The sequence below is a fragment of the Actinoplanes sp. NPDC051343 genome (genome assembly GCF_044455125.1).
Lineage (GTDB): Bacteria > Actinomycetota > Actinomycetes > Mycobacteriales > Micromonosporaceae > Actinoplanes.
Genome location: NZ_JBITEL010000015.1, coordinates 155,114 through 179,450 on the forward strand (window position 1 = coordinate 155,114; position 24,337 = coordinate 179,450).

Here is a 24,337-nt window from a genome sequence, read left to right on the forward strand (position 1 = left end):
GGTCAGAGGACGTCGCCGAGGACGGCGACGAGCACCGGTACGAGCCCGGCGAGCAGGAACGCGGGCAGGAAGCACAGCCCGAGCGGAAGAACGATCAGCACGCCGGCGCGTTGGGCGGCCGCTTCGACGGCCACGGCCCGGTCGGCGCGCAGATCGTCGGCGAGCCGGCCGAGCGCGCCCGCCAGCGCACCGCCGCTGGTGCTGGAGCGGACGGCCGCCGCGACCAGGCGGTCGGCGCCGCGTACCTCCGCGAGGTGCGCCCACGCCTCGGCCGGACCGGCACCCAGGCGCAGGGACCGGGCGGCGCGCCGCATCCGTTCGCCCAGCGGGCCGGCCAGGGCATCCGCGACCGCCTCGGCCGCGCGTTCGACCGGTGCGCCGGCCCGGAGCGCGGCCGCGAGCAGGTCGCAGCCGAGCGGCAGGTCGGCCGCGGAGGCGCGGCGCTCCTCGCGTAGCCGGGCGGGTTCCCGGCGGCGCAGGTACCGCTCGGCCGCGACGCCCGCGACCGTCCCGAGCGGCAGACCCCACCAGGTGCCGATCAGCCCGGCGACACCCAGCCCGACGACCGCCGAGATGAGCAGGCGGGTCCGGCGGCCGTCCGAGCCCGGCGAGGGGCGCCGGAACACGGCCGCGAGACGTCTGCGGACCCCACCGCCGCCGACGACCAGGGGGACGATTGCGCCGACGGCCACGAGGAGGGCGATCACGGCGCACCGACCTGCGGTCGCTCTTCCTCGTCCTCGCGCGGGCAGAGCCAGACCGCAGTGGGTCGGTCGCGGTCTTGCAGGGCGACCACTGCGGCCGTGCAGCACGGATGAAGCGGCACCGGAGACGGCCCTTTCGCGGCCAACGTCTTGACCAACAGACACTGGTCGTTCATCGGGCCAGCCGTTCCGCCCAGAGCAGGCCGGCCGTCTGCAGCACCACGGCGACGATCGCGCAGGCCGCGCCGATCGGGGTGTGGAGCAGGACGCGTACGGGATCGGCGCCGATCGTCATGCCCAGGCCGATGCCACCGATCGGAAGTGCGGCCAGGAGCAGGGCCGTGGCCTGCGCCCCGGCCGCCTGGGCGGCGGCCGAGGCCGCGGCCCGATCGGACGCGCGGGCGTCCGCCTCGATCCGCTCGACCAGGTCGGCGGCGGGAGCGCCGGTCCGCTCGGCGAGCCGCCAGACCGACGCGGTGAGCGCACCGATGCGGCCACTCGCCGCGGTGGCGCCGGCCAGCGGGCTTGTCACGGCCGCTGCGGTCGCCAGACCGGCGCGAAGGTCGGCAGCGAGAGCCGCCAGGCCGTCGAGGGCGGCCGAACGTTCGACGGCCGCCCGCTGCCGCGCCGAGCGCCGTAAGAAGGCCCGGCCACCGAGCGCGGAATAGGCGGCACTCACCACAGCGGCGACCGGGCCGCCGGCCAGCAGCGCCAGCGCAGTGATCAGGGCACTTCCGGCCACCGCGGCCCGGCGTGGGTCCTGTGTCGCGAACGCGCGCAGCAGGGCGGCGCGGTCGCGGGGCCGACGCACGGTCAGAACGGTCAGCCGGGTCGGCCAGAGCACCACGACGACGCCGGCCAGGAGGAGCGCCGCGATCATGACGGCCTCCGCAGAACGGCCGGGACCACGACGCCGCGCTCGACCAGCCACTGGCTCAGGGCGCCCGCACCCGGTCCGGCCCCACGCCCGCGCCGCCAGGCCGGAACCACGGTCGCCAGGCGCTGCTCGCCGGAGGGCAGCAGCACGCTCACCGACTCGAGGGCACGGCCCCGATCCGTACGCCTCACCTGCAGCACCACTTGCAGCGCCGCAACCACCTGGGCGTGCAACGCCGCCCGCGGAAGCCCGCCGAGCAGCCCGAGCGCCTCGAGCCGGGCCGGCACATCGGAAGGCGCATTGGCGTGCAGGGTGCCCGCCCCGCCGTCGTGCCCGGTGTTGAGAGCGCCGAGAAGGTCGACGATCTCGGCACCACGGCACTCCCCGACGACCAGCCGGTCCGGCCGCATCCGCAGCGCCTGCCGCACCAAGTCGGTCAGGCCGACCGCGCCCGCACCCTCCACATTGGCGGTGCGCGCCTGCAACCCCACCACGTGCGGGTGCACCGGCCGCAGCTCGGACGCGTCCTCGACCAGCACGATCCGCTCGGTCGGCGGCACCAGGCCGAGCAGTGTCGACAGCAGCGTCGTCTTGCCGCTGCCGGTGCCGCCGGTCACCAGGTAGGCCAGGCGGGCGGCCACGATCGCCGACAGCAGCGGCGCCACGGTCGGCGCGACCGTGCCCCGCTCGACCAGGTCGGTGAGGGTGAACGGCCGCTGCCGGAACGTGCGCAACGACAGGTAGGGCCCGTCGGTCGCCACCGGCGGCAGCACCGCGTGCAGCCGTGTGCCGTCGGGAAGGCGGGCATCCGCATAAGGCTGACCGTCGTCGAGCCGGCGCCCGCACGCCGCGGCCAGGCGCTGGGCCAGCCGCCGCACCTCGTCCGGCCGGTGGAACACGATCGCCGTCCGCTGCAGGCCGGCCCCTCGGTCGACCCACACCTGCACGCCGTTCACCAGGATGTCGGTGACGGCCGGATCGCCGAGCAGCGGCGCCAACGGCCCCGCCCCGACCAACTGGTCGTGCACCCGGTCGGCCAGGCGCAGCACCGCCGTGTCGCCGAGCAGCCCGGCCCCGGTCTCGCGCCGCACCGCGCTCACCACCGCCGCCGGTGTCGCCTCCACCCCATCGACCGCGAACTGCCGCCGCACCCGGTCGGTCACGTCGGCGTGCCTCATGCTGCCACCAGTTCCCGCACGAGGTCGCGGCACAGTTCGGCCAGTGGTCCCTTGCCGTCGGCGGCCGGCGCCTCGCCCCGCTCGAGTGCCTGGCACATCCCGGGATCGGGTCGCAGCGACCCGGCCAGCGGCAGTCCGAGCGCCTGCGCCACATCGCGCGGACGCAGCTTCCCGGGCGCCGGGCCTCGGACGACCAGCGCGACGTTGTCGCAGTGCAGCCGGACCGCCCGGGCGACCCGGACCGCCGCCGCGGTGGCCCGCAGCTCGGCCGGGACGACCAGCAGGGCGCGGTCGGCCGCCTGGAGGGCGAGCGCCGCCGCGTCGTCGAGGTGCCGGGGCAGGTCGGCGACGATCACGTCGCGGCCTCGCCGGGCCGCGTCGAGCGTGGCCGCCATCGCCTCGGTGGGCACGGCCGGCAGCTGTTCCCGATCGAAGGAGAGCAGCACCAGATCGCCGCGATGCGGCAGCGCCTCGAGCAGCGCCGGCGGGTCGACCCGGCCCTCCGCGTCGGCCAACCCCGGCCAGCGCACCCCTTCCACGTTTTCCCAGCCGAAGAGCAGGTCGAGCCCGCCGCCCAGCGGATCGCCGTCGACCAGCAGGGTGCGGTGACCGGACCTGGACGCGGTCATCGCCAGGCCACCGGCCAGGATGCTCGCGCCGGCCCCGCCGCGGCCGCCGATCACGGCCAGGACGCGGCCGCGGGTGTCCGGCTCCGGGCGCTCGGCGAACCGGTCGACCAGCCACGCCTCGGCCTCGGGAAGCGCGGCGACGTGCACCGTTCCGAGATGGTCGGCCAGTGCCCAGGTCTCGTCGGGAAGGTCGCCCCGACCGGCAACGATCAGCCGGGATCTTCGTGGGAGGCGGGCGCGCAGACAGGGCCGCAGCTGGTCGAGGCCGACCACGACCAGCGGGGCGGCGGCATAGCGCGGGCGGGCACCAGCCGGGTCGGCGACGACTTCCACCTCCGACCCACCGGCCGCGGCAAGGCGCAGGAGGTCGTCGAGCAGGTCGGTGTCGGCGGTAACGACGAGAGGCAGGCGGGGTTGCGGCATCGCGGATCTCCCGGGCGGTCGGCGGATCGAGCGCCCACCATCGCCTTGCCCGGAGGTGCGTCGCCATGGCCGATGCCGGCGCTTGTGGATAACCCGCAGAATTGTGGATAACGCCCACTCGACCGGCTGACCTGCTACGCAGGACTGCCGATGCTCGGCGACCTGTCCGCACACACAGGGAGAATGGAGCCGACCGGTGTTGGGTATGTTGGTGCCGACACGGACCGATGGAGCTGGCATGGAGAGTTCGATCCTGGGCACACTCGCCGACGACGGCACGGCCACCGTGACCGTGCACGGCGAGATCGACTTCTCCAACGCCGACGAGCTCGCGCAGCGCCTGCGCGCCGCGGTCGCCGACTGGTCGCCCACCACGGTCCGCGTCGATCTTGCGCAAGCGTCCTTTATCGACTCGACCGGCCTGGGCGCGCTCATCGAGGGTTACCAGGCGGCCGACGGAGCCGGCGTTCGATACATCGTCGTCAATCCGACAGACGGCTTTCGCCGCGTGCTCACCGTGACCGGCCTGACCGAGTTCTTCGGCCTCACGGAGAGCAACGCCAACGCGGAAACGCAAGAAGAAGCTGCTCAGGCCACCGGCACATAGGGAACGACCCCCGCCGGGGGAGGCGGGGGCCGTCCTTGGATTCGGCTCCGGGGGGGTCGAGCCGAATCAACTCGGTGATCGCGGGGGGCGCAACCACCGAGGGTCTGCGAGCAACGAATAGCGACAACTACAACATGAAACTCCGTCGCAACAGAGACAAGCATGCCTCACCGAGGCCGCGCACGTCGAGTACCGATTGCGGTGGGCCTGCGATAGTGCTGCCCGTCTGACCGAATTCACGGTCCGTTACCTCAGCGATTCCGCGGCGCGCCGAGGACGGCGGCGGCCGACGACTTACCGCTACACTTTCGGCCCGTGGGCGTCAGCGCCGCGTTTTTCGACCTCGACAAGACCGTCATCGCCAAGTCCAGCGCGCTGGCCTTCGGACGGCCCTTCTATCGTGACGGCCTGATCAGTCGCCGTGATGTTGTCAAATCCGCCTATGCACAACTGATGTTCCGGCTGGGTGGCGGCTCCGACGAGCAGGCAATGGCGCGCACCCGCGACTATCTGGCCGCCCTGTGCAAAGGCTGGAAAGTCGAACAGGTTCAACAGATCGTCGCCGAAACGCTCGAGGAACTCATCAACCCTTATGTCTATGCCGAGGCCGCAAGCCTGATCGCCGAACATCAGGCGGCCGGCCGCGACGTCGTGCTGGTCTCCGCTTCGGGCGACGAAATGGTTCGCCCGATCGGCGCGCTGCTCGGCATCACCGACATCATCGCCACCCGCATGAGCATCGTCGACGGCAAATACAGCGGCGACGTCGATTTCTACGCCGCCGGCCCGAGCAAAGCGGCCGGCGTGCGCGCACTGGCCGCCGATCGCGGCTACGACCTGGCCGACTGCTACGCCTATTCCGACTCGAGCAGCGACCTGCCCCTGCTCGAGGTGGTCGGCCACCCGAGCGTGGTCAATCCCGACCGCGCCCTGCGCCGAACGGCAGTCGAGAACGGCTGGCCCATCCTCGACTTCCGCCACCCGATCCCCCTGGGCCGCCGCCTACGCGACCGCCCGGCCGTACCGGTAGCGGCCGCCTTGGGAGTCGGCGTCGGCGTAGCCATCGGCCTCGCTCTCTACGGCCGCCACCGCCGAACCAAAGCCCTCGCCTGACCGTCCGGCAACACCGGCCCGGCTCCGCGAAACTCACGGACGCCGCGCCCCTCAAGCTACGCAGCAGTCAGAAGTACGGCGTGCCAAGGTCCCGTGGCGCACGGCCCAGCTGACTGCAACGCAAGCTCCGCGGGCCCGCCCGGGCGGGCCCGCATCCCGGCCTCACCCCGGCCCGCCCACACGCGCCCCGCACCCTCGATGGCCTTCCCGGTGCGTAACTCCGGGGATCCGTGCCGGACCTGGTCGGTACGGTCAGGCAGTGAGCACCGCCAGCTCGCGCCATTGCGGCAGGGGCATGCCTGGGCCGGCGCCTACGACGTGGAGGCAGACGTGGTCGGCTCCGGCCTGGTGGTGGGCGCGCAAGCGGGCGCCGATGGCCTCGACGTCGCCCCAGGCTACGACGCTGTCGATGAGCCGGTCGCTGCCGCCGGCGGCGAGGTCCTGCTCGGTGAAGCCCTGGCGGAGCAGGCTTTGCGCGTAATGGTGCATGCCCAGGAAGATGCCCAGGAAGTCGCGGGCGGAGGCGCGGGCCGTTGCCGGGTCGCGTTCCAGGACCACAGCCTGGTAGGGCGCGATCAACGGGCCGTCGCCCAGCTGCTTGCGTGCGGCGGCGGTGTAGTCCGGGGTGACCATGAACGGGTGTACGCCCGCGGTACGGCGGCCGGCGAGTTCGGTCATCCGGGGGCCGAGCGCCGCCATGAGCCGGTCCGCCGCCGCTACCGGAGCCGGGGCCCGATCGAGGTCGTCGAGGTAGCGGGCCATGTCGGCCAAGGGTCGGTACGGGTGTCCGGCGGCCCGCGCGGCAGCCGGGTCGCTGACGCCCAGACCCAGCATGTGCCGCCCGCCGTACGTCTCCTGCAAGCGTGCGTGTCCGGCGGCCATCTCGCCGGCCGGGTGTCGCCACATGCTCGCGACACCGATGGCGACGGTGGCCCGCCGGGTGGCGCGCAGCAGCCGTTCGGAATCGGCGAGGACGTCGCCACCGCCGAGGCCGGGGAACCACAGGGTGCCCCAGCCGAGTTCGTCGAGTTCGGCCGCGGTGTCGGCGATCTCGTGCGGGTCGGCCATGCGTAACTCGATGCTCCAGATGCCGGTCGATCCCAGCTGCATGACGGATCTCCTCTCGATGCGGGCCGGTCAGATCTGGTTGCGGCCGCCGTCGACGAAAAGTTCGATGCCGGTGATGAAGCTGCTCTGGTCGGAGGCGAGAAACAGGGCGGCGCTCGCGACCTCGTCGGGGCGGCCGACGCGGCCCATCGGGATGGTGCTCGCCATGTACGACTTGAGCTCGACGGCCTGCTCCTGACTCGGCACCAGACCGTCGATGCCGGGGGTGTCGATGGTGCCGGGGCTGATCGCGTTGACCCGGATCGAGCGGCCCTTCAGCTCCGCGGCCCAGGTGCGGGCGAACGATCGCACCGCGGCCTTGGACGCGGCGTACACGCCGAAGGCTTCGTTGCCGAGGGTCGCCGCGTTGGACGACTGCAAGATGATCGACGCGCCGTCGTTGAGCAGCGGCAGCGCCTTCTGCACGGTGAACAGCATGCCCTTGGTGTTGCCGCCGAACGTCTCGTCGAAGTGCTTCTCGGTGACCTGCTCGAGGGTGGAGAACTCCCCGCCGCCGGCATTGGCGAACAGCACGTCGATGCGCCGGTTGTCGCCGGCCACGGTCGCGTACAGGCGATCCAGGTCGGCGAGGTCGGCGACATCGCCGCGCACGCCGGTCGCGCCGTGGCCGATCGTGGCGACGGCGTCGTCGAGGACCTCCTGGCGGCGACCGGTGATGTAGACGTGTGCTCCCTCGGCCGCGAACCGCTGCGCAGCGGCAAGGCCGATGCCGGTGCTGCCGCCGGTGACGATCGCGGTCTTGCCCTCAAGCTGTCCCATGATGTGTGCCCTTCGTCCGACTCGTTTTTTATTGGTCGCTAAAAAACTAGCCCCGACGAAAGCACCCGGTCAAGAAACGAATGTGTGACCTACGTCGTCAGGACGGCCAGACCGTCATGGCGATGTCGACGATCCCGTGCAGCTGGTCCCGGGTCGCTCCGCCCCCCGCCTGCACCGCGATCCCCTGATAGACCGTGGTGAAGTAACGCGCCAGGCCGTCGGCATCGGCATCCGCCGGGATCTCGCCGTCGGCCCGGGCCGCCTGCAACCGCTGCCGCAGAGCCGCCTCACCGGCCGCCCGCCGCGCCGTCAACTCGTCACGCGCCGGCTCCGCCGGCGGCGAACACGCCAACCCGCCCTGCACCGTGATGCACCCCCGCGGATGATCCGGCTCAGTCGTCGCGTCGGCAGCACCATGCAGCAACGCCGACACCGCCGCCCGCGCGGTCGGCTGATCGAACGCCTCCCGGATGTAACGGGCCGGACCGTCCGCGTAGCGGTCCAGCACCTTCACGAACAGCTGCTCCTTGTTGCCGAAGGCGTTGTACAGGCTGGGCGCGTTGTTGATCCCCATCGCCTTGAGCAGATCGGAGATCGCCGTGCCCTCGTAACCCTGGCGCCAGAACACCTCCAACGCCCGATCGAGCGCCACGTCATCGTCGAACGAGCGCGGCCGTCCGCCTGCCATGATCGCCTCCGCTATCGCTCTGTATTTTAGTTGTTACTAAAATACAACGTCCGCCGCCGAACCGGCCGGAAGCGGCGACCGGAGGGTGAGTTGCAACCAGCCGGGCGTGCGCCACGGGACCAAGGCACGCCGTACGGGAAAAGGTCTTGACCTTGGGTTTTGTTCGGAATGCCCTGGCGATCAAGCAAGCCCGGGCGTAGAAAGAGGTGGCGGAACCAGCACCGCCACAGCAAGCTTCGGGAGACCGGTTCGGGCGACCCGGAGTTGCGGTTAGGGCTGGATCTGTGCGCCACCACCGGGAACCCACGCGCGATCAGCCACGGCAGGCACGTTGCGGCGGGACCTCGGCCCCCAGGGGTTCGAGGACTGTCGACAACGACCCAGGTGCACGCTTGATAACCCGGTCGGGGGGCGAAGAGGCGGGGGCCCGTGTCCGCGGAAAATGCGGACCGGGCCTCATCGCGTTTCCCCTGGGGGCCGAGCCCCCAGACCCCGCGTTCCAATCGGCGCCGGCTCGGCGGGGGGTTGCTGGGGCGAGCCCCAGACCCCGCGTTCCAATCGGCGCCGGCTCGGCGGGGGGTTGCTGGGGCGAGCCCCAGACCCCGCGTTCCAATCGGCGCCGGCTCGGCGGGGGGTTGCTGGGGCGAGCCCCTAGACCCCGATTCTGCGGTGGCGGGCGGCGGACCTTTCGCTGGGGGACTACCGCCAAACCACCGCTAGGCCTCTCACTCGGGGGGCGAAAGCCTCAACGGTGCGCCGCGTCACAACGCTTTGCTGTGGGGACCAGGCCCCCAACCCGCGCCAGTCCCGCGGAGCCCTGCGCCGGCTTACCGGAACTTTGGCTTGGGGAAACCGCGCCGGGCCGGCAGACCTTTGCTCGGGGGCGAGCCTTCAGGGTGGCGCTGCTTCCTGCGCCCGGGGGCGAAGGAGTGGCGGTGTGGTCGTCAGCTGGCTGCGGCGTCTAGGTGGAGGGTGCGTAGTTCCTGGTAGACGGCTCGGAAGACTCGGGGGCGGCGGTGGAAGTCGACGCCCTGGGCCCAGAGTTCGGTGTTGACCATGGAGCCGTCGCGGCGCTCGATGAGTACGGTCAGGCCGCTCTCGATCTCCCACGGGCCGAGGCGGTGGGTTGCCTTGTGCAGGAGCACGTGGGCGACCTCGTGCCAGCGCAGCGTGCGCGAGCGCAGCAACCCCCGGATGAGCACTCCGTCGGCGCCCGCATAGACGCCCATGCGGAGAATGCGCCAGGCGCCGATCGACCAGATCGCGGCCAGCACGGCCACCATGGCCCAGAGGCCGTTGCCGCTGAGGCCTAACTTGTGCGCGGTGGACCATCCGAGCAGAGCCAGCGCGGGCGCCTCCCAGGCGATCACCAGCCAGCGGCCCGCTCCCGGCACATAGGGTCGCGTCCACGTTTCAGGCACGCGGGCCAGTATTCCAGGCGAATGCCGCCGAACAGGGCGATCAAGACTTCTGGCCCATCGAAAATGGATGATCAGACAGCGGCTAGCACCGCGTCGCCTATGCGGTCCAGCTCAGCCGCGGCGGCGGTGACCGCGGCGGCGTAGTGGCGCAGCCAGGAGCGGACGCCGTCCGGGGTTCCGGTGGCATATGCGCCGGATGCGCCGACATATTCGGGTTCGCGCTCGGCGTGGCCCACCTCGACCGCGATCAGGCCGCGGGGGTCGAGTCCGCGACCGATCAGGGTGAGCCGGGCTGCCGCGCAGGCGACCAGGCCGGCCGGGCCGGGGAACGGGCGCAGCGTGAGCAGTTCGGCGTGCACGATCGCGGCCAGCAGCAGGGGCGGGGTCTGCCCGTTGCCCGCGACCAGGCCGGCCAGCGCGTCGATGCGGTGGGCGCCGGCGACCAGGCGGCCCAGGTCGTCGGCCGGGACCGAACCGCGGGCGGCGAGCACGTGCAGCTTGGCCAGTACCTGCCGCGGCGCCCGGGGCCAGAGGTCGACCAGCCCGCCGAGACCCTCAGCGACCCGCAGAGCGCCCTGGACGACCGGGTCGGTGACCGTTCCTGCCCGTACGTCGTCGAGGTCGTGGACGTGCCCCTCAAGAGCCGCGCCGGCGACCGCCGCCCGCAGGCTCGCCTCGGCGGCGACCCGGCCGCCCTGGCGGCGCAGGGCGCGGTGCCGCAGCGCGGCGTCGACCTGTTCGCGGGCCTGGGTCAGGGCGGGTGCGACGTCGGCAAGGTCGAGGAGCGGGGCGAGTGGATCCACCCGGACACGGTATCCGGTAAAAGTAGGGAAGCATGGGGTGCGCGAAGTAGCGCGGAACTGGCAAGATTCGCGCAGGACCGCGCAAGTGTCGCCGGTCACCGCGCACGGACTAGTGTGCAACGCAAAGACCCCGGTCAGGCAGAGGAGCCGCCCTCATGAGTGAGACATTGGAGAACTTGTCCTCGGAGACGCGGCAGTTCCCGCCGCCGGCTGAGCTGGCCGCGAACGCCAACGTCAAGGCCGAGGACTACGAGCTGGCCACGAGTGACCGGCTCGCCTACTGGGCCACCCAGGCCGAGCGTCTGTCCTGGGCCAAGAGGTGGGAACAGGTCCTCGACTGGTCCAACCCGCCGTTCGCGAAGTGGTTCATCGGCGGCGAGCTGAACGTCGCGTACAACTGCGTCGACCGCCACGTCGAGGCGGGCCTCGGTGACAAGGTCGCCATCCATTGGGAGGGCGAGCCCGGCGACACCCGCACCATCACGTACGCCGACCTGCTCACGCTGGTGAGCCAGGCGGCCAACACGCTCACCGAACTTGGCGTCACCGCCGGCGACCGGGTCGCGATCTATCTGCCGATGATCCCGGAGGCCGCGGTCGCGATGCTGGCCTGCGCGCGGGTCGGCGCGACCCACAGCGTGGTCTTCGGCGGCTTCTCGGTCGACGCGCTGTCGACCCGCATCCAGGACGCCGACGCCAAGCTCGTGATCACCGCCGACGGTGGCTACCGGCGCGGCAAGCCGTCGGCGCTCAAGCCGACGGTCGACGAGGCGGTCGCCAAGTGCCCGAGCATCGAGCACGTGCTGGTGGTCCGCCGCACGGGCCAGGACGTCGCCTGGACCGACAAGGACCTGTGGTGGCACGAGACGGTCGAGCAGGCGAGCAGCACGCACGAGGCCCAGGCCTTCGACAGCGAGCACCCGCTGTTCATCCTCTACACGTCGGGGACGACCGGTAAGCCGAAGGGCATCCTGCACACCACCGGCGGCTACCTGACCCAGACTTCGTACACGCACAACGCGGTCTTCGACCTCAAGCCAGCGACCGACGTCTACTGGTGCACGGCCGACATCGGCTGGGTGACCGGCCACTCCTACATCGTCTACGGCCCGCTCTCCAACGGCGCCACCCAGGTGATGTACGAGGGCACCCCGGACACACCCGGCCGCGACCGGTTCTGGCAGCTCGTGGACAAGTACAAGGTGTCCATTCTGTACACCGCGCCCACCCTCATCCGCACGATGATGAAGTGGGGCGACGACATCCCGGCCGGCTACGACCTCTCCTCGCTGCGCGTCCTGGGCAGCGTCGGCGAGCCCATCAACCCCGAGGCCTGGATGTGGTACCGCGAGCACATCGGCCACAACAACACCCCGGTCGTCGACACCTGGTGGCAGACCGAGACCGGCGCGGTGATGATCTCGCCGCTGCCCGGCGTGACCGCGGCCAAGCCCGGCTCGGCGATGACCGCGCTGCCCGGCATCTCGGCCGACGTGGTCGACGACCAGGCGCAGTCGGTGCCGAACGGCGGCGGCGGCTTCCTGGTGCTGCGCGAGCCGTGGCCGTCGATGCTCCGCACGATCTGGGGCGACGACAAGCGGTTCATCGACACCTACTGGTCGCGCTTCGGCGCCGGGACCGGCCAGGGCGACGAGTGGATCTACTTCGCCGGTGACGGCGCCAAGAAGGACGAGGACGGCTCGCTCTGGCTGCTCGGCCGGGTCGACGACGTCATGCTGATCTCGGGCCACAACATCTCGACCACCGAGGTGGAATCGGCCCTGGTGTCGCATCCGTCGGTGGCCGAGGCGGCGGTGGTCGGCGCGACCGACGCAACGACCGGCCAGGCGATCGTGGCGTTCGTGATCCCGCGGGGCAGCACCGACATCGAGGGCGACGCGGGCGAGAAGCTCAACGTCGACCTGCGTAACCACGTGGCCAAGACGCTCGGCCCGATCGCCAAGCCGCGGCAGATCATGCTGGTGGCCGAGCTGCCGAAGACGCGGTCCGGCAAGATCATGCGCCGTCTCCTCAAGGACGTGGCGGAAAATCGTTCGCTCGGCGACGTGACGACCCTGCAGGATTCGGCCGTCATGGAGCTCATCTCGGCCGGCATGCAGTCGGCGAAGTCCGAGGACTGACACTCCCCCACCCGTACGAGAAAGGCCGGCGCCGAAAGCGCCGGCCTTTCGCCGTGTTATGGCCGTGACATAACACGTAACCATCGGCTATCGATTCGCATCGCTGTGCCCACGCATCGCTGCCTTTACATACGTTGAAACATGTCCTCGAACCTCGAGGCCGTTTTTACGCCGGATTCCGCCCCACCCAGGCGATCCGGCCGCATATGCGGAGGTAAACGAGTGCGCAAGGTGGTCGTAGGACTGCTCGGCGCCGCGATGGTGACCAGTGTCGGGATCATGCTCCCGGCCGCGGCCACCGCGGCTCCCCCGGCCGATCCGGCACCGGCAGCCATCGCCGGCAAGAAAGCCGCACCGATCGACGATCTGCCCAACCCTCTTGAAGACAAGCGCCGCGCCCTGCGGACCGCGGCGGTGTCCGATGTGGTCAGCGGCAAGGCCAAGCCGGTGACGAAGAACGGCAGCACGGTGGTCAAGCTCGGGCGGGACCGCTCGCACGGGAAAGGCAAGGACCAGTACGTCGAGCTGAGCCGCGAACGCACCGACCGGATCTTCGTGATCCTGGCCGAGTTCGGCGACCAGCGCGACCCGGCCTACCCGGATGTCGACTCCGACCCGGACACGGCCGGCCCGACGACGTTCGACGGCCCGCTGCACAACAAGATCCCGCAGCCCGACCGCACGAAGGACAACTCGACGGTCTGGCAGGCTGACTACAACGCCGACCACTACCGCCAGCTGTACTTCGGCGCCGGGAAGAACACCGAGTCGCTCAAGACGTACATGCAGACCGAGTCGTCTGGGCGCTACAGCGTGGACGGCGAGGTCACCGACTGGGTCAAGGTGCCGTACAACGAGGCCCGCTACGGCCGGAACCTCTGCGGCAGCAACGTCTGCAACAACACCTGGGCGCTGATCCGCGACGCCGCCAACACGTGGGTGGCCGACCAGAAGGCGGCCGGACGCACCGACGCCCAGATCTCGGCGGACCTGAAGTCGTTCGACCAGTACGACCGGTACGACTACGACGGCGACGGCAACTTCAACGAGCCGGACGGCTACATCGACCACTTCCAGATCGTCCACGCCGGCGGTGACGAGGCGGACGGCGACCCGCAGCAGGGCGAGGACGCGATCTGGAGCCACCGGTGGTACGCGTACCCCACGGACCAGGGCGTGACCGGCCCGTCCGACAACCTGCTCGGCGGCACCCAGGTCGGCGGCAGCGGCATCTGGATCGGCGACTACACGATCCAGCCCGAAAACGGCGGCCTGAGCGTTTTCACCCACGAGTACACCCACGACCTGGGTCTGCCCGACGACTACGACACGAGCGGCCTCGGCGACAACAACAGCGAGTACTGGACGCTGATGGCGCAGAGCCGCCTGAACGCGGCCGGCGAGCCTCTGGGCACCCGCCCCGGCGACATGGGCGCATGGAACAAGCTGCAGCTCGGCTGGCTCAACTACAAGGCGGTCAAGGCCGGGCAGTCGAAGCTCGTCAACCTCGGGCCGGAGGAGTACAACACCTCCAAGCCGCAGGCGGTGGTGGTGACGCTCCCGGACAAGAAGGTGACGACCGATCTCGGGGCACCCTTCGCGGGCACCAAGCAGTTCTTCTCCGGTAACGCCGACGGTCTGGACAACTCGCTGTCCCACGACATCGACCTCACTGGGAAGACCAGCGCGAGCGTCACGCTCAAGGGCCGGTACAACATCGAGCAGGACTTCGACTACCTCTACTTCGAGGCGTCGACCAACGGCGGCACCACCTGGGACCGGCTCGGCGGCACGCTCAACGGCGCGACCATTCCGAACGATCCGAGCGGCAAGCCGGCGCTGACCGGCGACTCGGGCGGCAAGTGGGCCGACATCGCGGTGCCGCTCAACGCGTACGCCGGTAAGGCGATCAAGTTCCGGCTGCACTATGTCACCGACGGTGGCGTCTCGGCCGGCGGCTTCTTCGGCGACGAGCTGACCATCACCGCCAACGGCGCGACCGTGCTGGCCGACGGCGCCGAGGGCACGACGACCTGGGCGATGGACGGCTTCTCGATCGTCGGGGCGAGCACGACCGCCGACTTCGCCAACTACTACATTGCGGGCAACCGCAGCTACACGGGTTACGACCGCTACCTCGAGACGGGGCCGTACAACTTCGGCTTCACCTCGACCAAGCCGGACTTCGTGGAGCACTACAACTACCAGACCGGCCTGCTGATCTCGTACTGGGACACCTCGCAGGCCGACAACAACACCAACGTGCACCCGGGCGTCGGGCGCAACCTCTACATCGACGCGCACCCGAAGCCGTTCAATAACGTCAACGGCGTGCCGTGGCGTTCGCGGGTGCAGGTCTACGACGCGCCGTTCAGCCTCCGGCCGACCGACGGCATGCTGCTGCACGTCGACGGCAAGGCCTCGCCGGTCTACCCGCAGCTGCCCTCTCCGCTCTTCAACGACAAGGGCAAGTACTTCTACAGCGAGCTGCCGAACCACGGCGTCAAGCTGCCTGCGGTCGGCGTCCGGATCGGGGTGCTCAGCCAGAGCGGCACCTCGATGACGGTCGGGGTCTTCTGACCCGTCACCTCGACGGCGCCCGGGAAGTTCGCTTCCCGGGCGCTGTTGTTTGGGAACCGGTGCCCGCCGGCCCACGTCGGAGGCGATATGCGGACTTTCATCATCGCGGCTTTGTCGCTGCTCCTGGCCGGTTGCGCCGCGCCGGCCGCGGCCCCCGCACCAACGCATTCCAGCGGGCCCCCCGATATGCCGACAGATCGGCTCAAACCTCCGGGCTATGTGGTGGGCACGGTGACTGCCGGGGGTTCCGGTCCGTGCTACGAACTCTCGACCGACGACGGTACGCGGTACGCCCTGCACGCCGCCGATGGCACCACGTTGGTGAAAGGTGCCCGCATGCGCATCACGATCAAGCCGGCGGTCGCCCGGATCTGGTGCGGGCCCGGCAAGCTGGTCGAGATGACCGCCGCCGAGCCGCTGCGCTGAGAAAAGTCACAACGGCCTACGCTGGGTGCATGGACGACTCGAGCGTGCTGGTGGAAGGCCCCTGGACGCATCGTTTCGTCGGGGCCAACGGCAGCCGCTTCCACGTCGTCGAGGCCGGCACCGGGCCGCTCGTGCTGTTCCTGCACGGCTTTCCCGAGTTCTGGTGGGCCTGGCACGACGTGATGACCCGGGTCGCCGACGCCGGCTTCCGGGCAGTCGCGATCGACCTCCGTGGTTACGGCGCCAGCGACAAGCCACCCCGCGGCTACGACGGCTACACGATGGCGGCCGACGTGACCGGCCTGATCCGGGCCCTCGGCGAGCGCTCGGCGATGATCGTCGGCGCGGGGGCCGGCGGCATGGTCGGCTGGGCCGCGGCCGCGTTCCACCCCAAGATGGTCAGCCGGCTGGTCGTGCTCGGCGCGGCCCACCCGCTGCGGTTGCGGGCGGCCCTGTTCGCCGACCCGCGCGGCCAGTTCGCCGCATCGGCCACCATCCTGAAATTCCAGGTACCGCGCTACGAGCACGTGCTGACCCGCGACGACGCCGCCCCGATCGGCGAGCTGATGTCCAAATGGAGCAGCCCGCGGTGGCGGGCCACCGAGGAATTCGCCGACTATTCGGCGCGCTGCCGGAAGGCCATGCAGATCCCGCAGGCGGCGTTCTGCGCGCTCGAGGCCTACCGCTGGGTGTTCCGCAGCGCGATGCGGCTGCAGGGCTACCGGTTCGTCAAGCTGATGCAGGTGCCGTTGGTGACGCCCACGCTGCAACTGCACGGCGAGCTCGACACGGCCACGCTGCCGCGGACGGCGCAGGGATCCGGGCGTTACGTCGTCGCGCCGTACGAGTGGCGCCTCATCCCGGGAGCCGGCCACTTCCTCCACCAGGAGGCGACCGACGTCGTCACCGGCGAGATCCTGCGCTGGCTGAAGACGCCGTAGGGTTCATTCATGGGACTGTTTACGCTCGACGAGGCCCGCGGGGAACTGGCTCGATTGCGCCCGGTGCTCGACGAGATCGTGACGTTGCGAGCCGACATGGTCGAGTTGTCGGCGGCGCTGGCCGTGCCGGGCGAGCGGAGCCCGCTCGGCGGGCTGCCCGAGCGCAAAGCGGTCGAGGCCCGGCTCAACGAGCTGATGACCGAAATCCAGGAGACCGGGGCCGAGCTGAAAAGTGTCGCGCCGCTGCTGGTCGACTTCCCGGCCGACCTCGACGGTGTGCCGGTGCACCTGTGCTGGCTGGAGAACGAGAACGACATCACCTGGTACCACCGTCAAGATCTCGGCTTCGCCGCCCGGCGCCGTCTTTCCTAGGCAAATCTTTCGGTCGTCACCGGAATCAGGCCTCGCCCTCGAAGAGCGCCGGTCAACTCGTCGACGACCGGTCCGACCGTGTCGTCGGCATCGGTCGCCAGCAGCACGGTCACGTCGAGACCCCAGCCGAGGCCGCCGCCGACCCGCCGCAGGGTCCAGCTGAAATGGTCGTGGCCGACCGTACGGCTGCCACCCTCGAAGTCAGCGCCCGACAGGTCTTTGGCGAAGAGGACCCGATAGAGCCTGCGGCTCTCTTCCTCGGGCCGGAGCCGCAGCGGAGGAGCCGTGTTGAACGGCTCGTAGTCGACGAAGTGGGCCCGGAGCTCCCCCTCGGCCGCCAGATCCGCGATCACTGCCTGAGCCCCGGCGCGGTCCGTCGGCACGACCCGCGCCGACAGCCCCGGATCGGTACGCACCGCCCGGCTGAACGACGAAGCGCCCCGCCAGCGAGGTTCCCCAGCCGTCCAGATCGCCCCGCACAGCCCGCGCGCCGAATAGTCCCGCTCGCGCACGAACTCCTCGATCAGGACGCCGTCCGGCACAAGGTAGTAGTCGATGGTCAAATGCGCTGCTCGCCCAGGTCGGAGACCTCATGCACCGGGGCCCAGCCCTGATAGACGCCGAAGTCGAACTCCTCCAGGCCGAGCTGGCGGGCGATCGGGGCGCGGCCACCGGTGTATTCGACCCGCAGCCAGGAATCGGTCTCGCCGAGCACGATGAACGGGGCACCACGCCACGTGCAGGTGGTACGCACGTAAACCAGCTCGTCGTAGTCGTCCGGCCCGAGCACCCGCGCGTACCGGCCCGGCTTGACCTCGTCGAAGCCGGGAGCCGGCTCGGGCGAATAGATCCGCACGTCGTCGCCGTCCGGGGCCGCGTCGTACTCCCGGCCCTGCCAGCTCACCACGTAGCCGTCGCGCATCACTGCTCACCCACCCGGCGCCAGGACGGACCGTCGTTGTCGAAGATGGCGACCATGCGCTCGTTGCCGTCGGCGTCGAGACGCCAAAGCTGCGCGCCGTGCGGCAGCCGCACACTGTCCACCTTGAACTCGGCGACGACATCACGCCCCTCACCAGGGGCGAAACCGTTGCCCCGGAACGGCGGACGCTCGATCACCCAGCCGTCCATCGCCTTCAACGCCTGCTCGTTCTGCCCGCCGTACGGAATGCGGTAGAGGCTCGGCCGATAGGCCGGCCAGCGCAGAACGTACGCCTCCTTGGCGTCCGGCTGATGCGGCGAGGAGTCATAGGTGAGCCCCAGCGCGCCGAACAGCTCCCCCGGGGTGCGCAGGTGCTCGACCTCGGTCGCCCGGTGCACGAAACCGGCCACCCGGTCGTACCCGCGCTCCAGGTAGTAGTCGACCTGCTCCGGCGGAATCGTCTTCTGCATGACGGTGGCGTGCTGCGCCTCGTCGTTGACCGGCGCCGGCGCGGGCACCGGATCGACCTCGGCCGCCGCCTCGGGCTCGGCGCCCAGACCGGCCTCGGTCGCCCAACTCGCCAGGGCGATGACCTGCGGCCCCGGATATTTCGCGCCGACCGGACTGCCCGGATTGACGGCGAACGACCATGCCGGGTCGGGCCAATTACGGATCAGCTCGAAGAACCGGACGCCGACCGTACGCGTCGGCTCGGCGAAGTGCTCGGAAAGCCGGTCACGACTGGTGAAGACGACCAGAAATTGCTCACCGTCCATCTGCTCGGTGCGGAACGCGAACCCGGACTCGCCGGGCGCACTGCCCGGACGGGAGTGGTGCGCGACCGGGACCAGAACGGTCGCCAGCAGCAGGGTGGAGAGGAACCGGTCGGTGTTGGCGGCCTCGGCGGCGTCGTGCAACTCGCGCTCGACGTCGTTGGCCGGGACGAACGGCTCGGCCGGAGGAGGAGGCGGCGGCGGCGGGGCCGGAACCGGCTGCCGGGTGGGCAACGCCGGGGCGGCGGCACCGCGGGTCTCGAGCGGCTTGGCCTCCGGGAACCGGGCCGGGCGGTCGCTGCCGGCAGCACCGGGAATCACCGGCGGCACCACGCCGGGACGCCCCGGCGGGGCAATCGCGGCGGCCGAGTTCATCGGGGCGCTGGCCGGACGGGCGGCCCGCTCGGCGGCAGTCTGGAAGGCCGGGAAACTCGTCATGTCGGGAGCAGTGGCCGACGGCGAGCCGGCCTGGCGCCGCGGCAGCGGGCTGCCGAAGCCGGGCGTGGGAGCGGGCGGGCTCGCAGGCTGAGCCGCTCCCGGCCGGTCGGTTTCCGGCTGGGCGGCGCGGGCCGCAGCCGGTTCCGGCGTGGCAGCGCGCGAGGCGAGCGGTTCAGGCTGGGCGGTGCGTGCCGCCGCCGGGGTCGCCGGGCCCTGCGGGAAGCCGGCCGGGGCGGTCGGCTCGGGCGCAGCGACGTTGCGGCGCGGCAGGCCACCGAGGCCCGAGGCCCCCGCGGCTGCGCCCCGGCCGGGCCACCGAGGCTCGAACGGGGTCTCCTCCGGGTTGTGCGGAGCGAAATTCTCCGGCACCGGGGGTGTCTGGGCCATCGGCGTACGCACGGGGAGCGGCCCGGCCGGGTCCGGGAGCGGGCCGCGGCGGTCACTTTCGCCGTCCCAGCCGCCACCCGAGGGAGCGGAGGCCGGGCCCGAAGGGGTTCGGGTGGGCAGGCCGCTGGTCGGGTTTACGGCGCCCGGGGTGCGGATGGGCAGGCCACCGGGGCCGACCTCCGGCTTGCCCGCGACCGACGGAGGAAGGGGAGGCGCATAGGCGGCCGGCGGCTGGGCGCCGCTGGTCGGGCGGGCGGCGGGCTGACCGTACGCCGGAGGCTGCGCACCGGGCGGCGCGAAGGCACCGCCGAGGCGGGCGCCCGGGGTCTGACCGTAGGGCGGCGGGGCCGCACCGGTGGGGGCGGCAGGAGGCGGCCCATATCCGCTGGGGCGTCCGGGAGCCTGACCGTAGGGCGACTGGCTTGCGGCGGCGGGAGGCTGGCCGTAGGGCGACGCACCCGAGGCACCGGATTGGCCCGGAGCACCGGATTGGCCCGGAGCACCGGGACGGCCCGGGGCACTGGCATGGCCTGGCGCGCCGGGATGGCTTGTGGGGGCTGCGCCGAGCTGTCCCGCCGCCTGGCCGTAGGCCGCAGGACCGCTTGTCGCTGCTCCGGGCGGCCGGCCATAGCCGGCTGGGCCGTCGGCCGCTCCTCCGGGCGGGCCGTAGCTCGCAGGGCTGCCGGCCGCTTCTCCGGGGCGGCTCATGCCGGCCGGGCTGTCGGCTGCTCCACCAGGGCGGCCCATGCTGTCGGCCGCTCCAGGGCGACCCATGCCGGCCGGGCTGTCGGCCGTTTCATCGGGGCGACCCATGCCGGCCGGGCTGTTTCCTGCGCCTCCTGGCTGGCCGTAGCTACCTGCGCCTCCCGGCTGGCCATAGGCGGCCGGAACGCCGGGCCGGCCGGGGCTGCTCGCGGCGGCTGCCGGCTGGCCGTAGGGCGCCGGCGTGGCAGGGTTTCCCGCCGCCTGCCCGTACGCGGACTGGCCGTACCCCGAAACACCGGGACTGCCGGACTGACCAAGAGCGGAAGGTGCGGCCGGGCTGCCCGGCTGCCCGTAGGCGGCCGGCGGGTTCGGTGCACCGCCCTGGCCACCGAACGCGGCGGCGGCCTGGCCGAACGCGGCCGCGGCACCCTGCCCGGGCGTACGCCCGAAAGCAGCGGCCACCTCGCCGACGCCCGGTTGCTGACCCCGCTGGACATAGCCTGCCGGAGCCGCGCCCGAGACAGGCTGGCTCGGCAGCCCCGCCGCGGGCTCGACCGGCGTGGCACCGGCGGCCGGACTGCTGGTGACCTGCCCGTAGACAGCGCCCTGCGCATCGCCGGACGCGGAGGCAGCGTTGTGCGCAACGGCGGCGGCGTGCAGATCTTGGATCTTGGAAGGCTCGCGGCCCGGGCCCCGGGTCGGCAGCCTCAGGTCGCCGCGGGACAGCTGGGCGACGAACCAGGCCGGAAGATAGCCCTCGATCGGCAACCCGGGGTTGACGGCAAGCCACCACTCCAGGTTTGGCCACGTGTTGGCCAGCTCTGCGTACGGCACCCGACGTGCCGAGCCCGAGTAGTCGGACAGGCAGGACTGAAGCGCCTGACTCGACGTGAAGGCGAGCACGTGCGTGCGCCCACCAGTGCTCCACGTGCCCCAGCCCAGGGGCTCCTGACCCGCCAAGGCGTCGGCTGACACCGGTAGCAGCAGGTCAACGCTGGAGAGAATGCGAAAGTACGACTCTTGGTCGTCGGTGCGCAGCGCATCGCGCATCGACACCTCGGCGTCCGTAGCCGGTTCCCAGTCGGACACGTCCACCTCTCCCCAACGCGCGACGAGGCCATCTCAACGCGTACAACCTACAAGGTCAGGCGGCGATCACAATGGGCGGCAGTGCGCTGACTCAGAAGTCGGGTAAAAGGCACCCTCGGCGCTGCTCCGGAAGCAAACTGGTACGCCTGTTTCGGTCGCTGCAAGCGATCATCCAGGCACCGATAGTAGTCTTGTCGGCCATTCAGGCCATTACAGCGTTCGGGGGACAACAACCTCGCAAGAACGGACTAAACGGAACGGCCGGGACAGTCGTACGACTGGTCCGGCCGTCTCGTCCTTCACTGGAAGCGCTGGGTTGCCGCCTTCTCGGTGTTGACGTAGTCCTCCGTCGACTGGTCGACGGCCCGCTTGATGTTCTGCAGGATGTGGTTGAGGTCGGCCGAGGCGTGCCGCCACTTGGCCTGACGCTGCGCGTACGCCTCCTGGGCGGCACCGTTCCACGTCGCGATCAGCGGCTTGGCGTCGCTCTCGAGCTGGTCGAGCTGCGACTGCATCCTGGTGATCGCCTTGTGGATGTCGGAGCTCGCCTGCTGCATCGCGCCGAAGTTGACGAGAAGCATTCCGTCGTTCGCCATATGCTTTTTCCTCCCCGTGGTCGGCTCAGAGCGGCAGCGAGACGCCGCCGCCACCGGAGCCCGAAAGCCGGCTGGCTGCATCGCTGTCGGTCGAGTGGTAGCCGACCCCGGACGCCCGGATCGACTCGGCGGTGTCGGACAGCGCCTTGTTGAGGCTCTTGAGATCGGCCTCGTACTGCTGCTTGACCTGCTCGAACGCGGCCGCGCCGAGGCCCTTCCACTGACTGTTGAGCGTCGAGAGCTCGTTCATCAGTGTGCTGAGCATCTGCTGCAGCGAGTGGTTGACGTGATCGAATTTGGCGGCGGTCTGCGCCATCACTTCGTGATCAGACTGCGTCTGGGACACCCCGGACGTCACCCCGCTTTCTCGTTCGGTCTTCGCCGTACGCCATGATCCAAATTGGACGGGTCACGAACCCTTAACGTATCGACGTGGGCCACCCACGGTAACCCCTGCCCTCAACAGCTGGGGGCCAACCGACGGCGGTCCTTTTCGTCGCCGACGGTAGCCGGTGCCCAGCCGGCGGCGATACCCCGCATCGGGATCTGTGGATAACTGCGTTGTCCACAGGCGCCCCCTCCCCCGGGCTCCGTGGCCATACGATAGGCCGCGCACAAGGTTGAATGCGCTCTGCGCAGCAGGAAAAGGCGGTGGGTGGTGACGGCAGGCGTGGCGGGCGGACGGGATTACCGCGAGCTGACCGGTCCGGCAAAGCCGCTACCGAAGGTCAACACGCGAGTGGTCCGACATGGACGGTTGTTCGGCGTGCGAGCGGGCCAGCTCGTCGGCACTCAGGTCGCGGCGGCGGCCCTGTTGATCGGCGCGGTCAGCGGCACCATCGGTCTCGTCGCGGGCGCGGCCGTGGCCCTGCTGGTGCTCGCCTTCACCTGGCTGCGCTGGCGCGGCCGCTGGGTCTTCGAGTGGCTCGGCGTGATGCTGCGGTTCGGCCGCCGTCCGCGCACCTCGGCAACCGGCGCCGGTTCACTGCTCAGTTTCGTCGCCCCGACCGCCCACTTCGAGCAGACCGAGCTGGCCGGCGATCCGGCCGCGGTGATCGTCGACGGCCTCGGCCTGGTCTCCATCCTCGAGCTGGGCGACCCGGCAGGGTTGCTCGCCGAGGACACCCCGATGCTGCCCTCCCCCGCGAGCCTGCTGCCCGCGGCCGGGCCCGATCAGCCGCCGGTGCTGATCCAGCTGCTCCTGACCGGCGCGCCCTCGCCCGCCGTGCGTGCCGGCGCCGGCACCCCGGCCAACTCCTATCGGCAGCTGACCGAGGGGCGCCTGCTCGGGCACAGCCGGGCACTGCTCGCGATCCGGGTGCTGCGCACCGAGGGCTGGTCCGAGGAAGAACTGCTCCGCGCCCTCACCGGACTGGCCCGCAAGCTGGTCCGCCGCCTCTCCTCGGTGCCCGCCCGCCCGCTCGGCGAGGCCGCCGCGGTCCGGGTGCTCAGCGAGATCGCGCACGACGACGGGGCCACACCGGCCCACGAGTTCTGGCCCGGCATCAAGGTCGGCGGCCTCGCACAGGCCACCTATCGCCTGCACCGCTGGCCCGACATGCAGGTCGAAACCGCGCGCCGCGTCGTGACACGCATGCTCCTGCTACCCGCCGCGGCCACCACGGTCTCGCTCACCGCGGGGCCACGGCCGGCCCACGGCCCGACGCCTGTCGATCTCACGGTGCGCCTCGCGGCACCCGAGGCGGCCGCGCTCGGCACCGCGGCGCAGGCGTTGCGCAAGGTTCTTGCGCCCGAGCACGCTTCCGTACGCCGTCTGGACGGCGAGCACGTTCTCGGTCTGGCCGCTACGTTGCCGCTCGGCGGCGCGCCGGCTGACGTGCCCGGGGTTCCGCTCGACGGCGTGCATCCGGCCGAGCTGGCCGAGGGCATGCACCTGCCGGTGAGCTCCGGCGGTCTGATGCTGGGCAGCAACCGGCACGGCAAACCGGTCGTGATCCGGCTGTTCCGTCCCGAGCAGACACGGGCTTTGCTGGTCGGCGGCGTTCGGGCGGCGCAACTGATCGCCCTGCGTGCGATGGCCCTCGGCGCCCGGGTCGTCGTGCAGACCGCTCGCCCGCAGGTGTGGGAGCCGTTCGTCCGCGGCGCGGCCGTTCCCGGCGAGTCGATCGCCGTGGTGCCGCCGGGCCGGGCCTTCGAGATCGCCCCCGGCTCAGCCCTGCACCCCCTCCTGGTCGTCGTCGACGTCGGCCCGGTCGGCGCCGACAACCGCCCGGGCGCCGGCTGGCAGGCCACCCTGGTCGTCCGCGACGAGTTCGGCCCGGCCGACGTAGACGTCGCCTCCCGGGCCGACCTGCTCGTGCTCCAGCCCTTGCGCCCGGCCGAGGCCACCCTCGTCGGCACCGCCCTGGGCCTGGGCGAGGTAGCCCAGTGGATGACCAAGATCCGCCCCGACATGGTCGGCGTGGTCAACCGCCGCGCCGTCCGCTGGGCCGCCTTCGCCCAAACCCCCATCGAGTCCCAGCTGATCGGCCCACCCACCCGCTAACAACACCCCGCCGACGAAGCAGGCGCCTTCGACCTTGGCACCGGCCTCTAGCGCAGACCTCCGCCGGGCAAGCCACGCCCGGCAACGCCGCATGCCCGCTCGGCCACCATCCGCTGATACCTCCAATGACG

At 71.2% G+C, this 24,337-nt stretch carries 22 protein-coding genes; 8 read left to right on the forward strand and 14 right to left on the reverse strand.

The window, feature by feature from the left end; genetic code table 11:
* Positions 1-2: 2 nt before the first annotated feature.
* The 4 genes from ACIA5C_RS39105 to ssd form a co-directional block, all read right to left on the reverse strand.
* The gene (locus ACIA5C_RS39105) at positions 3-692 is read right to left on the reverse strand and encodes a type II secretion system F family protein (protein ID WP_396064658.1); all 690 of its coding nucleotides are present in this window, start codon (positions 690-692) and stop codon (positions 3-5) included.
* Between the two features lie 184 nt (positions 693-876).
* Positions 877-1,584: a hypothetical protein gene (locus tag ACIA5C_RS39110; RefSeq protein WP_396064369.1), complete on the reverse strand. Its 708-nt coding sequence runs from the start codon at positions 1,582-1,584 to the stop codon at positions 877-879.
* The gene (locus ACIA5C_RS39115; protein ID WP_396064371.1) at positions 1,581-2,759 is read right to left on the reverse strand and encodes a TadA family conjugal transfer-associated ATPase; all 1,179 of its coding nucleotides are present in this window, start codon (positions 2,757-2,759) and stop codon (positions 1,581-1,583) included. The genes ACIA5C_RS39110 and ACIA5C_RS39115 overlap by 4 nt, the downstream gene beginning before the upstream one ends.
* Positions 2,756-3,811: a septum site-determining protein Ssd gene (gene ssd, locus ACIA5C_RS39120; protein ID WP_396064374.1), complete on the reverse strand. Its 1,056-nt coding sequence runs from the start codon at positions 3,809-3,811 to the stop codon at positions 2,756-2,758. Before ssd ends, ACIA5C_RS39115 begins: the two co-directional genes overlap by 4 nt.
* A 238-nt stretch (positions 3,812-4,049) precedes the next feature.
* On the opposite strand from ssd, the gene ACIA5C_RS39125 reads away from it, so the two are divergent.
* Complete coding sequence (locus tag ACIA5C_RS39125) at positions 4,050-4,418, forward strand: STAS domain-containing protein (RefSeq protein WP_396064376.1); 369 nt, start codon at positions 4,050-4,052, stop codon at positions 4,416-4,418.
* A gap of 315 nt (positions 4,419-4,733) precedes the next feature.
* A complete protein-coding gene (locus ACIA5C_RS39130) occupies positions 4,734-5,531 on the forward strand; it encodes an HAD family hydrolase (RefSeq protein ID WP_396064378.1) in 798 nt (265 codons plus the stop codon).
* A 252-nt stretch (positions 5,532-5,783) separates the two neighbouring features.
* On the opposite strand, the gene ACIA5C_RS39135 is transcribed toward ACIA5C_RS39130, so the two are convergent.
* The 5 genes from ACIA5C_RS39135 to ACIA5C_RS39155 all read right to left on the reverse strand — a co-directional run bounded on the left by ACIA5C_RS39135 (position 5,784) and on the right by ACIA5C_RS39155 (position 10,330).
* A complete protein-coding gene (locus tag ACIA5C_RS39135) occupies positions 5,784-6,641 on the reverse strand; it encodes a TIGR03620 family F420-dependent LLM class oxidoreductase (protein WP_396064380.1) in 858 nt (285 codons plus the stop codon).
* 27 nt (positions 6,642-6,668) lie between these two features.
* Complete coding sequence (locus ACIA5C_RS39140; protein WP_396064382.1) at positions 6,669-7,418, reverse strand: SDR family NAD(P)-dependent oxidoreductase; 750 nt, start codon at positions 7,416-7,418, stop codon at positions 6,669-6,671.
* Positions 7,419-7,515: 97 nt separating this feature from the next.
* Positions 7,516-8,106 carry a TetR/AcrR family transcriptional regulator gene (locus tag ACIA5C_RS39145; RefSeq protein ID WP_396064384.1) on the reverse strand — a complete coding sequence of 197 codons (591 nt, stop codon included), beginning with the start codon at positions 8,104-8,106 and terminating at the stop codon, positions 7,516-7,518.
* A gap of 944 nt (positions 8,107-9,050) precedes the next feature.
* Positions 9,051-9,527 carry a PH domain-containing protein gene (locus ACIA5C_RS39150; RefSeq protein ID WP_396064387.1) on the reverse strand — a complete coding sequence of 159 codons (477 nt, stop codon included), beginning with the start codon at positions 9,525-9,527 and terminating at the stop codon, positions 9,051-9,053.
* 71 nt (positions 9,528-9,598) lie between these two features.
* Positions 9,599-10,330 (reverse strand): oxidoreductase, encoded by a 732-nt coding sequence (locus ACIA5C_RS39155; RefSeq protein WP_396064389.1) that lies wholly within the window; start codon positions 10,328-10,330, stop codon positions 9,599-9,601.
* A gap of 155 nt (positions 10,331-10,485) precedes the next feature.
* Here ACIA5C_RS39155 and acs point away from each other — a divergent pair, with 155 nt between their 5' ends.
* From acs to ACIA5C_RS39180, 5 genes are all read left to right on the forward strand, one after another.
* Positions 10,486-12,471, forward strand: coding sequence for an acetate--CoA ligase (acs, locus tag ACIA5C_RS39160; RefSeq protein WP_396064391.1), 1,986 nt, complete (start codon positions 10,486-10,488; stop codon positions 12,469-12,471).
* 222 nt (positions 12,472-12,693) lie between these two features.
* Positions 12,694-15,051: an immune inhibitor A domain-containing protein gene (locus tag ACIA5C_RS39165; protein WP_396064393.1), complete on the forward strand. Its 2,358-nt coding sequence runs from the start codon at positions 12,694-12,696 to the stop codon at positions 15,049-15,051.
* Between the two features lie 231 nt (positions 15,052-15,282).
* On the forward strand, positions 15,283-15,477 hold the full coding sequence (locus ACIA5C_RS39170; protein WP_396064395.1) for a hypothetical protein: 195 nt from the start codon (positions 15,283-15,285) through the stop codon (positions 15,475-15,477).
* A 29-nt stretch (positions 15,478-15,506) separates the two neighbouring features.
* Positions 15,507-16,418 (forward strand): alpha/beta fold hydrolase, encoded by a 912-nt coding sequence (locus ACIA5C_RS39175; RefSeq protein ID WP_396064397.1) that lies wholly within the window; start codon positions 15,507-15,509, stop codon positions 16,416-16,418.
* A 9-nt stretch (positions 16,419-16,427) separates the two neighbouring features.
* Entirely contained in the window at positions 16,428-16,790 is a 363-nt protein-coding gene (locus ACIA5C_RS39180; RefSeq protein ID WP_396064399.1) for a DUF2203 domain-containing protein, read from the forward strand.
* Here ACIA5C_RS39180 and ACIA5C_RS39185 read toward each other — a convergent pair.
* From ACIA5C_RS39185 to ACIA5C_RS39205, 5 genes are all read right to left on the reverse strand, one after another.
* Positions 16,787-17,353 carry a hypothetical protein gene (locus tag ACIA5C_RS39185; RefSeq protein WP_396064401.1) on the reverse strand — a complete coding sequence of 189 codons (567 nt, stop codon included), beginning with the start codon at positions 17,351-17,353 and terminating at the stop codon, positions 16,787-16,789. The two genes, ACIA5C_RS39180 and ACIA5C_RS39185, sit on opposite strands and share 4 nt — an antisense overlap.
* Entirely contained in the window at positions 17,350-17,715 is a 366-nt protein-coding gene (locus ACIA5C_RS39190; protein WP_396064403.1) for a hypothetical protein, read from the reverse strand. Before ACIA5C_RS39190 ends, ACIA5C_RS39185 begins: the two co-directional genes overlap by 4 nt.
* A complete protein-coding gene (locus ACIA5C_RS39195; protein ID WP_396064405.1) occupies positions 17,712-21,104 on the reverse strand; it encodes an SseB family protein in 3,393 nt (1,130 codons plus the stop codon). Before ACIA5C_RS39195 ends, ACIA5C_RS39190 begins: the two co-directional genes overlap by 4 nt.
* A 299-nt stretch (positions 21,105-21,403) precedes the next feature.
* Entirely contained in the window at positions 21,404-21,700 is a 297-nt protein-coding gene (locus ACIA5C_RS39200) for a WXG100 family type VII secretion target (protein ID WP_396064407.1), read from the reverse strand.
* Between the two features lie 25 nt (positions 21,701-21,725).
* Entirely contained in the window at positions 21,726-22,058 is a 333-nt protein-coding gene (locus ACIA5C_RS39205; RefSeq protein WP_396064409.1) for a WXG100 family type VII secretion target, read from the reverse strand.
* 408 nt (positions 22,059-22,466) lie between these two features.
* On the opposite strand from ACIA5C_RS39205, the gene eccE reads away from it, so the two are divergent.
* On the forward strand, positions 22,467-24,206 hold the full coding sequence (gene eccE / locus ACIA5C_RS39210) for a type VII secretion protein EccE (protein ID WP_396064411.1): 1,740 nt from the start codon (positions 22,467-22,469) through the stop codon (positions 24,204-24,206).
* Positions 24,207-24,337: the final 131 nt, after the last annotated feature.